At 44.7% G+C, this 13,853-nt stretch carries 14 protein-coding genes and 1 pseudogene; 7 read left to right on the forward strand and 8 right to left on the reverse strand.

Annotation, left to right across the window (positions count from 1 at the left end):
* Positions 1 to 51: 51 nt before the first annotated feature.
* Positions 52 to 246: pseudogene (locus M2R47_RS07660) on the forward strand (IS3 family transposase); the annotation flags it as partial.
* Positions 247 to 322: 76 nt separating this feature from the next.
* Here the strand turns inward: M2R47_RS07660 and purC are convergent.
* The 8 genes from purC to M2R47_RS07700 all read right to left on the reverse strand — a co-directional run bounded on the left by purC (position 323) and on the right by M2R47_RS07700 (position 7,196).
* Positions 323 to 1,039 carry a phosphoribosylaminoimidazolesuccinocarboxamide synthase gene (gene purC, locus M2R47_RS07665; protein ID WP_249101284.1) on the reverse strand — a complete coding sequence of 239 codons (717 nt, stop codon included), beginning with the start codon at positions 1,037 to 1,039 and terminating at the stop codon, positions 323 to 325.
* Between the two features lie 42 nt (positions 1,040 to 1,081).
* On the reverse strand, positions 1,082 to 1,357 hold the full coding sequence (locus M2R47_RS07670; RefSeq protein WP_249101289.1) for a hypothetical protein: 276 nt from the start codon (positions 1,355 to 1,357) through the stop codon (positions 1,082 to 1,084).
* Positions 1,358 to 1,390: 33 nt separating this feature from the next.
* The gene (dapA, locus tag M2R47_RS07675; RefSeq protein WP_249101291.1) at positions 1,391 to 2,296 is read right to left on the reverse strand and encodes a 4-hydroxy-tetrahydrodipicolinate synthase; all 906 of its coding nucleotides are present in this window, start codon (positions 2,294 to 2,296) and stop codon (positions 1,391 to 1,393) included.
* 110 nt (positions 2,297 to 2,406) lie between these two features.
* The gene (locus M2R47_RS07680) at positions 2,407 to 3,792 is read right to left on the reverse strand and encodes a trypsin-like peptidase domain-containing protein (RefSeq protein WP_249101294.1); all 1,386 of its coding nucleotides are present in this window, start codon (positions 3,790 to 3,792) and stop codon (positions 2,407 to 2,409) included.
* A gap of 96 nt (positions 3,793 to 3,888) precedes the next feature.
* Positions 3,889 to 4,536, reverse strand: a complete 648-nt coding sequence (gene tmk / locus M2R47_RS07685) for a dTMP kinase (protein ID WP_249101297.1) — start codon at positions 4,534 to 4,536, stop codon at positions 3,889 to 3,891.
* Positions 4,537 to 4,549: 13 nt separating this feature from the next.
* Positions 4,550 to 5,599 carry an endolytic transglycosylase MltG gene (mltG, locus tag M2R47_RS07690; RefSeq protein WP_249101300.1) on the reverse strand — a complete coding sequence of 350 codons (1,050 nt, stop codon included), beginning with the start codon at positions 5,597 to 5,599 and terminating at the stop codon, positions 4,550 to 4,552.
* Positions 5,600 to 5,730: 131 nt separating this feature from the next.
* Positions 5,731 to 6,582: an aminotransferase class IV gene (locus M2R47_RS07695; protein ID WP_249101305.1), complete on the reverse strand. Its 852-nt coding sequence runs from the start codon at positions 6,580 to 6,582 to the stop codon at positions 5,731 to 5,733.
* A gap of 29 nt (positions 6,583 to 6,611) precedes the next feature.
* Entirely contained in the window at positions 6,612 to 7,196 is a 585-nt protein-coding gene (locus M2R47_RS07700) for a hypothetical protein (protein WP_249101308.1), read from the reverse strand.
* A 154-nt stretch (positions 7,197 to 7,350) separates the two neighbouring features.
* Here M2R47_RS07700 and aroE point away from each other — a divergent pair, with 154 nt between their 5' ends.
* The 6 genes from aroE to M2R47_RS07730 all read left to right on the forward strand — a co-directional run bounded on the left by aroE (position 7,351) and on the right by M2R47_RS07730 (position 13,813).
* Positions 7,351 to 8,148 carry a shikimate dehydrogenase gene (gene aroE, locus M2R47_RS07705; RefSeq protein ID WP_249101311.1) on the forward strand — a complete coding sequence of 266 codons (798 nt, stop codon included), beginning with the start codon at positions 7,351 to 7,353 and terminating at the stop codon, positions 8,146 to 8,148.
* Between the two features lie 140 nt (positions 8,149 to 8,288).
* On the forward strand, positions 8,289 to 10,109 hold the full coding sequence (locus M2R47_RS07710) for an acyl-CoA dehydrogenase C-terminal domain-containing protein (protein WP_249101312.1): 1,821 nt from the start codon (positions 8,289 to 8,291) through the stop codon (positions 10,107 to 10,109).
* Positions 10,110 to 10,447: 338 nt separating this feature from the next.
* Positions 10,448 to 11,224, forward strand: coding sequence for an ABC transporter ATP-binding protein (locus M2R47_RS07715; protein ID WP_249101317.1), 777 nt, complete (start codon positions 10,448 to 10,450; stop codon positions 11,222 to 11,224).
* A gap of 121 nt (positions 11,225 to 11,345) precedes the next feature.
* Complete coding sequence (locus M2R47_RS07720) at positions 11,346 to 12,119, forward strand: transporter substrate-binding domain-containing protein (protein ID WP_249101321.1); 774 nt, start codon at positions 11,346 to 11,348, stop codon at positions 12,117 to 12,119.
* A 264-nt stretch (positions 12,120 to 12,383) separates the two neighbouring features.
* The gene (locus M2R47_RS07725) at positions 12,384 to 13,106 is read left to right on the forward strand and encodes an ABC transporter permease (protein WP_249101325.1); all 723 of its coding nucleotides are present in this window, start codon (positions 12,384 to 12,386) and stop codon (positions 13,104 to 13,106) included.
* Entirely contained in the window at positions 13,103 to 13,813 is a 711-nt protein-coding gene (locus M2R47_RS07730; protein WP_249101328.1) for an ABC transporter permease, read from the forward strand. Before M2R47_RS07725 ends, M2R47_RS07730 begins: the two co-directional genes overlap by 4 nt.
* Positions 13,814 to 13,853 lie beyond the last annotated feature (40 nt).

Here is a 13,853-nt window from a genome sequence, read left to right on the forward strand (position 1 = left end):
TGCTTTGACTAAGTTTAAAGCAGATGAAGCACCAATATTGCATTCAAATCAGAGAGTATCAAAGGTGCATTAAAAGAAGAGATATTCTTTCATGACAAACATCAAAGAAGATTTACTTCCATTGACAAGCTTAAACAAGTGATTGATGAATACATACACTACTACAATCATGATAGAATAAAGAGTAAATTAACAGGACTAAGTCCTGTACAATACAAAAACTTAGTCCTTGGTCAAACCGCCTGACCTAAACTTAAACCCAACCTTTTAATCTTAACTTTGTCTAAGGGTTGGAGGTTCAATATGGTGGGTTTTTTATTACTTAACTCTCTAATGGCACACCAATACGCAGTGCAACCTCTTCATAACCCTCTACAACATCGCCCAGACCTTGACGGAAGCGGTCTTTATCCAACTTCTTCTTAGTCTCCTTATCCCATAGGCGACATCCATCTGGTGAAAATTCATCACCAAGCACAACACGACCATGGAACAGACCAAACTCTAATTTAAAATCAACCAGCATCAAGCCTGCGTCATCAAAAATTTTACCCAACACTTCATTGACCTTATAAGTCAACACTTTCATCTGTTCAAGCTCATCAGCGGTAGCATAACCCAACGCAATGGCGGTGGATTCAGAAAGCATGGGATCGCCCAAAGCATCATCTTTATAAAACAACTCAAAAGTCGGTGGCAGTAACGGCAAGCCCTCAGTCAGTCCCAAGCGTTTCATCAGACCACCAGCAGCATAGTTACGCACCACACACTCCACTGGAATCATTTTTAGGCGCTTTACCAACACTTCATCATCTGACAGCTGACGCTCAAAATGCGTCTCAATGCCAGCCTCACTCAATTTTTGCATGATGAATGTGTTAAAACGATTATTTACCTTGCCCTTGCGTTCAAGCTGAGCAATTTTCTCGCCATTAAATGCTGACGCATCGTTGCGAAAATGCAATACCAAATAATCTTCATGTTCGGTTTCATAGACAGATTTGGCTTTACCTGTGTATAGTAGGGCTTGTTTTTCCATATTCATCTCTTAATTAAAGTAAACACTAAAAATTGTCATCACTCATTGCACAGTTGGCGGCTTTGGCAACGCAAACTGTTTGCCAGACTCATTTGTCAAGCTCGTGTCCACCTGAGCCACAGTTGGCGTTGGGTATAATGGAATGAAGTCGGCAGTAGCTTGATCGGCAGGCAACTTAATGGGGTCAAGTTTAACACTTGACTGATATTTTAGACTGCCATCATCACGCTTACCCCACCAACTTTTGGCAGTACTACAACCTGACAATGCCACGATGGTTACCAGCAACAGCGTGCTGACCTTTGGTATGATGTTCATAAACGATCCTTTTGCCTAAAAGATTGGATAAAATTAGATCAAGTTCGCCTTGGCAAGTGCTTCATCAATGATGAGCTGACTTTCTACCGACAACCACACCAGTGGCAGGCGAATGCCTTTATCAATCAAGCCCATCTTATGCAGTGCATACTTGGCGGGCTGTGGACTGGACTCACAAAATAAATCCTTATGCAAGTGTTTGATTGTGTCATGAATGCCAACCGCCTCATCAAATTCGCCAGCCAATGCCAGCTTGAATATCTGACTCATTGCCTTAGGAGCAATGTTGGATGTTACAGAGATATTACCTTTTGAACCATGTTTGATGAGTTCTAAGGCAGTAGGATCGTCGCCAGACAGCACGATCATGTGCTCACTCACCGCCTCAATGAGTGCAATACCACGCTCAAGATTGCCTGTGGCATCTTTGATGGCAACAATGTTTGGCAAAGTCATCAATCGCTCTACCGTCTGCTGACTGATGTCAATGACAGTGCGTCCTGGTACATTGTACAGCATCTGCGGAATGTCCACCGCCTCACTGATTGCCTTGTAATGCTGATAAATACCTTCTTGGGTTGGTTTGTTATAATAAGGAGCGACAAGTAACGCACAGTCAGCACCTGCCTCTTTGGCTGCTGAGGTCAATTCAATGGCTTCAATGGTGTTGTTGGCACCAGTACCTGCAATGACTGGCACACGACCATCAACATGGTTGACAAAAAAACGAATCACCTCGACATGCTCTTTCATGGACAATGTTGCCGATTCACCTGTGGTGCCAGCCGCCACCAATGCATGTGTGCCTTCAGCAATTTGCCAATCGATGAGACGCGTGAAAGCTTCATAATCCACCGCACCATCTGCACTCATGGGGGTAACCAAAGCGGTGATTGAGCCTTGTAATTTTGACTTAATATCTTGGTATTTATCTGTCATGAGAGTGCCATTTTTTTAACATTTAAAAGAAAGTAACAATCATCAAAAATAAGTCTAGTGTATCATAATTGACTTGGCTTTTGATGGATTTTTTGATTTATTTTTCTGATTTACTCAATACGCATGCCAATGATGACAGGCATTCCCTGACGAATCAGCTGCACTGATACGACGCCTTTTTTTGGCAAGCTTTGCACCGCCACCGCCATTTCATCAACACTGAGAGTTTGATGATTATTCAGACCCAAAATGACATCACCAACCTGAATGCCTGTGCGTGCCGCCAGTCCAACAGGGTTTACTGAAGTGATGATCACACCGCCTTGCACACCAAATTTGGCAAGCACTCTTAATTCTGCCGGCGACAACTCTTTTAGACGAAGCCCAAGTTTGACACCACCAAACTTCTGGTGCTGACCGCTTGCTGACACATCGCTTGGCGCTTCGGCAAATCGCCCTTGAGCCAGATATTTTTGTCGACCTCGCTGATAGGTCAAACCAAAAACATCGTTCGGCTGAGTTCGATTGAGTAAATTGAGTAATTCTGCCGCCTGCGTGATGGGCGTGCCATTAAAGTTGAGTATCAAATCGCCCGCCCTCAACCCTGCCATATCCGCAGGCGACCCAATGCTCACTTGAGTCAAAATCGCACCCTGAGGACGAGACAGTCCATACACCTCAGCCAAATTTCTATCGACATCTTGCACCACAATGCCCAATGCCGAGCGTCGAACTTTACCAAATCGTTTAATTTGATCATAAATGTGCAAGACAGCATCAATCGGAATGGAGAACGACAGCCCCATATAGCCACCCGTCTCACTAAAAATGTGTGAATTCACACCAACGACTTCACCTTGCTGATTAAAAAGCGGCCCTCCAGAGTTACCTGGATTAAGGGCGACATCAGTTTGAATGAACGGCACGGCAGCATCAGGTGTCATGTTGCGATGCTTGGCAGACACGATGCCTGCAGATGCCGAATAATCAAACCCAAAAGGTGAGCCGATTGCCAATACTGGTTCGCCCACACGCAACTGTCGTTGAGACATGGTCAATGCTGGAAAATTTTGCCCATTGACTTTAAGTACGGCAATATCTGATGCTTCGTCAGACCCAACCAACACCGCATCCATCTCCGTGCGATCATTGAGTGTTACGGTAATCGTCTTCGCCCCATCAACGACATGATGATTGGTCAATATGTAGCCATCTTTAGTAATGAAAAACCCTGTGCCAAAACCATGCTCAATGGTCGGCACATTCACCTGCTCCCCCAAATACCGCCCAAGCGTTTGTGCCTGCATATAAGTATCAGCATCGTTAATGGGTCTGGTGGTAGAAATACGCACCACACCAGCGGAAACTTGCTCTACCAAATCAGCAAAATCAACCTGCACCATCGCTCTGGCTAATGATGACACAGGGCTGCTTGGTAAGATACTCGCCAAGCAGATGATGCCTGCCAACATTGTCGATTTGATGAATGTACGCATATTAATCCTTAGTTCCCAAAATGGCGATAGGTGGTTGCCCAACTATTAAGCAGCAAACAAAAGCCTCGTTGATCAACAACCAGTTGATGGCGATGCTTATTTTATGATTCTTCCATTTGACCACAAACCTACCGCTTGACAAATACGCATCAAAACCACATCAGCATCACCGGAGGCATCAATGCGACTCATGCGATCAGGATTTTTATCCAACTGATGACACAGCCCCTGATACACTCGATTAAAAAAATCAATGGTTAACGACTCAAAGCGATCAGCCTGACTGCGATTTTTGGCACGCATCATGCCAACACGGACATCCAAATCCAGCCATAGTGTGATGTCAGGCAAACGAGGCACAAAATGATCAATCAACAGATCAATCTTAGCCAATGCCTGCACATCACCACCCAATCGCCCAAACCCTTGATACGCCACCGTACTATCAATAAATCTGTCACACACCACCCATTTGCCATCAGCCAAAGCAGGCAGTATGGTCTTATGCAAATGATCGGCACGAGCAGCAAACATCAGTAGCAGCTCAGTATCATCATTGAGCAAACTGTCTTTATCAAGCAAGATGCTACGAAGTGTCTCTGCAACATCTGCACCGCCCGGCTCACGGGTTCGCACATACTCAATGCCCAGTGTTTCCAAATGACGACAAAAACCATCAACAGCAGTGGTCTTCCCCACCCCTTCTGTGCCTTCAAAACTGACGAATTTTACTGGTGTGTCCACGCCGACCCCATCTTTAATGAGTTGATTTACTTACTGATGTTTTTTTGCTTGCCATCGCCGCACGATACCGAGCAACCGCTTGATTATGCTCATCTAGGGTTCGGCTAAACTGATGCCCACCATCACCCGTTGCCACAAAATACAACGCATCATCATCAGCTGGGTGCAAGGCGGCTTCAATAGATGCCTTAGAGGGCAAGGCGATGGGGGTTGGTGGCAATCCGTTGATTTGGTAAGTGTTGTAGTCTGTTTTTTCATTGATGTTTGAGCGATAAATCTTACCATCATAGCGATCAAACAATCCATAAATGATGGTAGGATCAGTCTGCAAACGCATGTTTTTACGCAAACGATTGACAAACACTGAAGAGACGCGTCGTCTTTCATCAGAGATGCCTGTTTCTTTTTCAATGATGCTTGCCATGATGAGTGCTTCGTATTTGTCTTGATAGGGCAAATTTTCAGTGCGTTTTTTCCATGCTTCGTTTAGGATTTTTTGTTGTGAATCATAGAGCTTTTGTAGGATTTTTTTATCACTTGTGCCATGCTCAAAAAAGTAAGTATCAGGGGCGAACTGTCCTTCCAAATTACCATTGACCAAGGTGATGCCAAGTGCCGCCGCCACACGCTCATTATCCCTCATGGCATCTGCCCACGAATAGCCATCAGCACGAGGTGTTAATACCTCAACGACCACACCTTCTGCATTCTTGATGGTTCGATACAAATCTTTGACGGTCTTACCCTCAATGATTTGCACCTTAATCATCTGCACCTTTACTCCCTGAGTCAAGACATCGATGACTTGCTTTAAGCTGGCATGCTTAGGAATCTGATACACCCCTTCTTGTAATGGAGTGTGTACGCATGCTTTTAGATAAAGTTTGGCGACAGCATCAAAAGCGAAAGCGGACCGTTGCCATGCGTTATTAACAAGCAGTCCATGATAAGTATCACCTTTTTTGACTGTCAAAATCTGTGCATCTTGATCCGTCTTAGCAAAAATCGTGGTATAAAAAATCACACCAAGCAACACCATCACCCCCATAATAAACACCAGCACTATCTTGAACCAGCTGGTGCCATGAGTTTTTTTTATGGATGATTTTTTGGTGTTTTTTTTGCTACTTTTTGCCATAGATGCGTTTGGTATTCGTGAAAGTTATGATTATTGTATCATGTTTATGCTGTTGTTTATGATAAATTTTCACCGTCGGCATGTTTGGGTAAGGCACAAAAATCCTGTGTCAATGCTCTTATCGTACCATTCAGAGCAAATACGCCGATGGGCATGATGCCACTCACCGCATTCGTAAAGGCAAGACCATCAAGACACACCAGTTCATCAGTAACCAACCTACGCTCTTTGATGTCAAATCTTGTCATCAACTCCTGCCTCATCACACCCGCCACGCCGCATTCATGCACAGGTGGCGTATGCCAAGCACCATCTAAATGGTAAAACACATTACTCATCGCTCCACCGATCCAATCGCCCAAAAGATTGGCAACCAGTCCTTCTGCGACGCTCTTATTTTTTTGTTGATATTGCAATAATTGCCGATGAATGAACACCTGCTCATGACTACTGATGAGCTTAACTCCTTGGAATCTGGGCGTACGCAAGGACAGCGATTCACTAAGACACACCGCTTTGGCTGATGACTGGCAAGGAATGCCTGCATGAAAACGCACCCCTTGGTAAATATTTGACAGCATGGTTTTGATAAATACGCATGCTTTTTCATTCTCATAGCCATAGCCACGCACACCTTGGGTTTGCCGACTGATGATGATTTTGATGGCACCCTCTTGCATTCGCCTTGCCAAGTCCACCAATGTCAACATCACACCATCAACATCCACAGCCAAGTCAAACTGCTTGGCCGAACGCACAATCCTCATTCGATGCCCGTCAGCAAACAGCATACGCCCCCGATGTACGCCAATCGTGCTAAAAAACCCATCACCATAAGCGAATGCACGCTCATCCATCGCATCGTGATAATCAAAAAGTGCGCCACTCTCAAAAATAAAATGTGCCATACAAAACCCCCACCATCATCAAAAGAATGCTATTTATTTAAGATGATGCGACATTGATAGTGCATACACTGTGCAGTGATGATGCCTGCATGCTCATCATGAAAGACCTTATTGGGGTTTTGTAGGGCGTTTTGTACCACCGTCTCACCTTGAATGCCTGCATAAGCACCCATCACAGCGTAGACTTTCATCGCATGGGTCATGCTGGCATTCTTTTGTTGTTCATCATCTGTTGGGGCGGCGTAATACCATGCAATTTCTAACACATCGTCAGACTCTACGGCATAAAATGGTGGTTCAGTTTTATTGGAAAAGCGGTATTTGGTGGCATGATTGCCATAGAAGTCCAGCGATTGTTCGGTTGTTGCGGTGGTGCTAAGCTTGGATTTGAGCTGTTCAACATTGATGGGCTGTTTGGGGGTTTTTGACCAGCTTGCCACTTCATAAACGACAGGTTTGTGATGGTATTTTTCACCGTCATCTTGGACGACTTGTTCAGCATCTGTGATGGGTCTGAACATGAAAAATGCCATCACACCAAGCACAATCGCCACAATGATGGCAAATAAAGATGAATTTTTGTTGAAGCGAGATGATTTGGCGGTATCAGTCATGGCAGTTTGGACAATCAGAATGAGACATAAATAAAGTAGTTGGGCTATTGTACCTAAAATTTAAAAAACTTGCTATTTTTTACCAAATGCTAAACAATAACGCCCATACAAATCAAGATGAGCATTTTTTTAGATAGAGATTTACGGACCACTCATGCAACACTTCATCGTCATCGGCAACCCCATCAGTCACTCAAAAAGCCCTGCCATTCATCACGCTTTCGCCCAAAGCTTAGGGCTTGACATTCAGTACAATCGCCAGTTTTGTCCAGATGATTCGGACAGTTTTCGTGCCGTAGTGGAAGCCTTTTTTTATGGTGGGGGCGTAGGGGCAAATGTTACTTTACCATTTAAGGAGATCGCCTTTAACATGTGTCAAACTCATAGCGAGCATGCCAAAACCGCCAAAGCAGTCAATACCCTTGTCATGCGTGATGGTAAATTATTTGGCGATAATACAGACGGTGCAGGCTTGATCGCAGACCTACTTTCTCATGACATTGACTTAGACGGCAAGCAAGTCGCCATCATTGGTGCAGGTGGGGCGACGCGTGGTGTCATCTTACCACTCATCGAACAAGGGGCAAAGCTGACCATTTTCAATCGCACGCTCTCAAAAGCCCTAACACTCCAAGAAGATTTCAAAGCATTTGCTCAGATTGATATTAAAAGCCTAGATGACCTCGCAAATGGGCATTTTGGCTTTGAAGTCCTCATCAATGCCACCAGCACCAGTACGACAGGACAGAACTTGAACATATCACCAAACCTACGAGCCAATGTTGCTTATGACATGATGTACGGTAAGCCATCAGCATTTTTGACCCATTTTACCAAACAAGGTACGCGACTTTTGGATGGCTACGGCATGCTCATTCATCAAGCCAAGCTGGCATTTGAGCTATGGACGGGCAAACAAGTTGATTTGAATGCCGTTTTACTTGATAAATGATGACTTTTATTTATCATTCAATAAAAATTTCATGAAAAAAAATTATATAAAAGGAAATTTCGCACGATTGTCCTTCATTTTCCTGTATAGTTGAAACCATCAACCACAGTTTAATTCACTTGACGATAAAGGATGATTTGATGCTGACTTATAAAGCCCCTTTAAGAGACATTAAGTTTTTGATGAATGACATGTTTGATTTTCAAGCACATTATCAAAACTTGGATAATGGAGCGGGAGCTGATGCCGAGACCGTACAGATGATTTTGGAAGGCTTTGCTGATTTTTCTGAAAATGTGCTTGCCCCCCTCTACCAACAAGCAGATGCGGAAGGCTGCCATTTTAAAGATGGAGAAGTAACAACACCCAAGGGCTTTAAAGAAGCTTATCAGGCCTTCATTGAAGGGGGCTGGCAGGGCATTTCTTATCCAGAGCAATTTGGTGGCATGAATCTGCCAATGTCGCTTAATCTCATCAAATCCGAAATGATGGGTACAGCAAACTGGCCTTGGGCGATGTATCCTGGATTATCCATTGGGGCAGTCAATACCATCTTACAATATGGCCATGACACCCAAAAAGAGCAGTATCTGCCCAAGCTCATCAGTGGCGAATGGTCTGGCACGATGTGCTTGACCGAATCTCAAGCTGGCACCGATCTCAACCAAATGAAGACCCGTGCCGTACCCAATGGCGATGGCAGCTACGCCATCACAGGAACCAAGATTTTCATCTCGGCAGGTGAGCATGATCTTACCGATAACATCATTCACATCGTCTTAGCTCGCTTACCTGATGCTCCAAAAGGCACCAAGGGAATCTCGCTGTTCATCGTGCCAAAGTTTTTGGTCAATGAATCTGGAGAGATTGGCGAACGCAATGCCGTCGCCTGCGGCTCGATTGAACACAAGATGGGCATCTCATCATCAGCCACTTGCGTGCTTAATTTTGATGCAGCAACGGGATATTTGCTTGGCGAACCGAACAAAGGGTTAAAAGCCATGTTCACCTACATGAATACCGCTCGCATCGGCACAGGCATTCAGGGGCTGGCTCACATGGAATTGGCTTTCCAAAACGCCCTACCTTATGCCAAAGAACGCCGTTCCATGCGTGCACTATCAGGCACTAAAGAACCCAATCAAGCTGGCGATGCCATCATTCATCATGCCGATGTCCGTCGCATGCTACTCACCCAAAAAGCTTTTACCGAAGGGGCTCGCTCAATGATTTATCACTCGGCACGCTATGCTGACCATCTGTCAAATGCAGTGGCGGCAGGTGATGCACAAGCGATTAAAAAATGGGACGACAAGCTGGGCTTTTATACACCGATTTTAAAAGGCTTTTTGACCGAACTTAGTATCGAATGTGCCAAACATGGGCAACAAATCTATGGCGGGCACGGCTACATCAAAGAGACAGGCATGGAGCTCATCGCTCGTGATGCTCGCATTGCTACCTTATATGAAGGGACGACGGGCGTGCAGGCTTTAGATTTATTGGGTCGTAAGGTCTTATTGCACGGTGGTGGTAAAGTAGTGCGAGACTATACGGCAGGCATCATGAAATGGTGCGGTGAGTACGCCTTAGACAAAGACATGCGTCAATATGTCTGGGCATTGACCAAGCTGTGTGCCGAATGGAACATGCTGACCGCCCGACTGCTGCTCGCTGCTCGTAAAGACAGAGACATTGTATCAGCAGCCTCTGATGACTACCTGATGTATTCAGGCTATGTGATGATGGCTTATCATTGGGCACGCATGGCAGCAGTTGCTTTTGAAAAGATGAAAAATGGTGGCGAACAACCTGATGAATTCTACCTTGCCAAGACCCAAACGGCAGAATTTTATTTCCAAAAAATCCTGCCAAGAAGTGATGCTCATGCCAGTGCCATGACCACACCAAGCGAGGTGATGACTAAGATGAAAATTGAGCATTTCGCCTTCTTGGATTGATTGGCGTGATCTCCTTAATAAAAAGCAGGTTGACACCCTGCTTTTTTTGATGTGTGAAATCCACCCCATGAAAGTCAAATTAACACACATGTTTACATACCCCACCCCCCAATCACGCCATTAAGTCGGTGTTTTTTTAAAAAAATACCAACAATCCATAATTTTAGCTTGCTTTTATCAATTTTTACAAAAAAATATCGCCAAAACCAATAAAAAAGATTTGCCTTTTTGTACGGTTTTGGCGACAATAGCCCAATCAATATTTTTCATTTGGGATGGTTGCCAATATTTGGTCATCAGACATCACCCAATTTTTTCATATTTTTAAGCAAACCGACATGACCACCACCAATTCTATTGCCCTAGATTTACAAGACATTCATAAAAATTATGGCTCGCTAGAAGTCTTAAAAGGGGTATCCTTGACTGCTCGTGATGGCGATGTCATCAGTATTCTAGGCTCTTCAGGGTCTGGTAAATCTACCCTGCTTCGCTGCATCAATCTGTTAGAAAAACCGACCAAAGGCAGGATTTTCGTCGGCAATGAAGAGCTGATCTTGACCGAAAAAAAAGGTGAATTGGTTGCTAAAAATCCCAAGCAACTTGAAAAAATACGCTCTACCATCGGCTTTGTGTTCCAAAATTTCAACCTATGGCCACATAAGACCATCTTGGATAATATCATTGAAGGTCCAACACAAGTCCTAAAACAGCCTAAAGCCGAAGCAATCACCGAAGCCGAACGCCTACTGGATAAGGTCGGCTTATTAGATAAAAAAAACGCCTATCCAGACAATCTGTCAGGGGGTCAGCGTCAGCGTGTGGCCATCGCTCGTGCCTTGGCAATGAAGCCAAAAGTACTGTTGTTCGATGAACCAACCTCCGCCCTAGATCCAGAGCTGGTCAATGAAGTATTGGCGGTCATGCGTGAGCTGGCATCTGAAGGTCGCACGATGCTCATCGTTACACATGAAATGCGTTTTGCTCGAGAGGTTTCGGATAAAATCGTCTTTTTACATCAAGGTCGAATCGAAGAAATGGGCACGCCTGACGAAGTATTTGACAACCCAAAATCTCCCCGCGTGCGTGAATTCATGGCATCACACCGCTCATGAGGCACCCACAGATGACCATGACAGACTGATGGCTGCTTGCACCACCAGTAATACATTCAGGCCTAATGACTGACTGACAATCTATCCAAAACAATCACCACCCAATAATAGGAGCATATCAATGAAATTAAAACTATTTGGTGCTTTGGCATTGACCGCTTTGGTAAGCGCTTGTGGTCAAAATAACCCTGCCGACACCCAGTCTGCTTCTGCAGAAAAACAGATCCGCATTGCCACAGAGGCAAGCTTCAAACCATTTAGTTATCTAGACACCAGTGGAGAGCTGGTTGGTTTTGAGATTGACCTTGCCAATGCTCTTTGTCAAGAGATGAAAGCCAAATGCGACATTCAAAACCAAGATTGGGAAGGTCTTATTCCTGGTTTAAAAGCCAACAAATACGATGCCGTCATGGCAGGCATGTCCATCACCCCAGAACGCTTAAAGCAAGTGGATTTTAGCGATTCGTATTTTCACAATAAACTGGTATTGATTGGTAAAAAAGGCGTTGAGCTGTCTGCTGATGCTCTAGATGGCAAACAAATCGCCGTCCAACAAGCAACCACCTCTGCCGACTATTTGGCACAACATCAGCCAAAGGCTACAATCAAAGCCTATGACAAACAAGACAATGCCTATCTTGATTTGGCTGCTGGGCGTGTTGATGGCATGATGTCAGACATCATACCTGCCTTAGATTGGTTAAAAACTCCTAAAGGTGCCGACTTTGAAATCAAAGGCGAACCCATTGACATTCAAGATCAAGTTGGCATTGCTTTGCGTAAAAACGATCCGCTCAAAGATGAATTTAATGCCGCCTTAAGCACGCTCAAAGAGACTGGCAAATATGACGAACTGGTGAATCATTACTTTGATGCCAATGTCATCAAACCCTAACGCACGCCGTCGTGCAGCGGTCCGTACGACAAAAAGACATCTTAGCAGCAGCCAGAACCGCATCATAAACCCAGCGATGTCTTGACCGACAAAAAAATCATGGAATACTTGTGGCTTTGGTTTGCCTATGATTTGCCATCAACATTCATGCCAGATCACATTCCACGATGATTGAAATTTTGTTAAAATAGATGGTTCGGCTGTTGATGTCTGCACGCATCTACAAACTTGTGTTTATTCGTCTTTTTATGTAAGGCATTTTTTGTGTTTGACCTACAAGGCTACGGCCCAATTTTACTCAAAGGCACTTGGCTGACCATTCAGCTGGGCATCGTCAGTCTATTTTTTGGGCTGATGCTTGGCATATTAGGTGCTACCGCCAAGCTGTCTGGCATTTGGATACTGCAACGAATCGCCGACATCTATACAACAGTGGTGCGTGGCGTACCTGAACTGCTGATGGTATTTTTCATCTATTTTGGCGGTGATGCTTTGTTACAAATCATCGTCTCACAGATCGGCCATACAGGTCATGCTGACATGAGCCGATTTTGGGCAGGCGTGGCGGCATTATCCCTCATGTTTGGGGCATATGCCACCGAAGTATTTCGCATGGCGATTGATGACATCCCAAAAGGTCAATGGGAAGCAGCACACAGCCTTGGCATGCGTCCGATTCAGACCATCACACGCATCATCTTACCACAGATGTGGCTGGTTGCCCTACCTGGTATTGGCAATCTGACGCTGGTATTGCTCAAAGACACCGCTTTGGTCTCACTCATCGGCTTGCAAGATCTGATGTATTATGCTGGTCATGCGTCTCAAAGCACCCAAAAGCCTTTTACTTTTTACATTGTGGCGGCTTTGATTTATTTGGCTTTGACGACCGTCATCACTCTTTTGATGATGCACTTTGAATGGCGTGCCAATCCAGCAACTCGCTATGCCAAAGCATTGATTAAAACCAAAGGGGGCAACGCATGATTTTAGATTGGCAAGCAGTCATCGAACAACTCCCCACCATGCTAAAAGCCTCTGTACTCACCATTCAACTGGTCGTCATGTCTTGTGTCATCGGATTGATCTTGGGCGTTATTTTGGGGCTTCTGCGTTCATCTGAACATTGGTGGGTTAAGGCATTTCCTTTTACTTATATGTTCTTTTTTCGTGGTACGCCCCTGCTGATTCAGATTTTTTTGATTTATCAAGGACTTGGTCAGTTTGATTTCATTACAGAAAGCTTCTTATGGGAACCCATTTTCAAGCAAGCTTACTGGTGTGCCATCATCGCACTCACACTCAACACCGCAGCCTACATCGCTGAGATCGTGCGTGGGGCAATTGCCGCCATTCCAAGCGGCGAACTAGAAGCAGCAGATGCCATCGGCATGTCAAGATACCAAAAAGCACGCCGAATCATGCTTCCTCGTGCTTTTGGCATCATGATTCCAGCTTATAGCAATGAAGTGATTTTTATCCTAAAAGGCAGTGCCTTAGCCGCATCCATCACTCTAGCAGAGCTGACTTATACAGCCAAGAATCTCGCTGCCAAGAATTACATGCCCATTGAAATGTATACAGCTGCTGGCGTGATCTACCTGATATTGGCATGGATCATCATGATTGGGTTTAGACTCTTTGAAAATCGCATCAATAAGCACAAACGCCACACACCCCCAGCAGTGTCATGACCTAAAAAAGAGCGACATACCGCTCTTTTTTTATGGCATG

Source organism: Moraxella oculi, assembly GCF_023336735.1.
Lineage (GTDB): Bacteria > Pseudomonadota > Gammaproteobacteria > Pseudomonadales > Moraxellaceae > Moraxella > Moraxella oculi.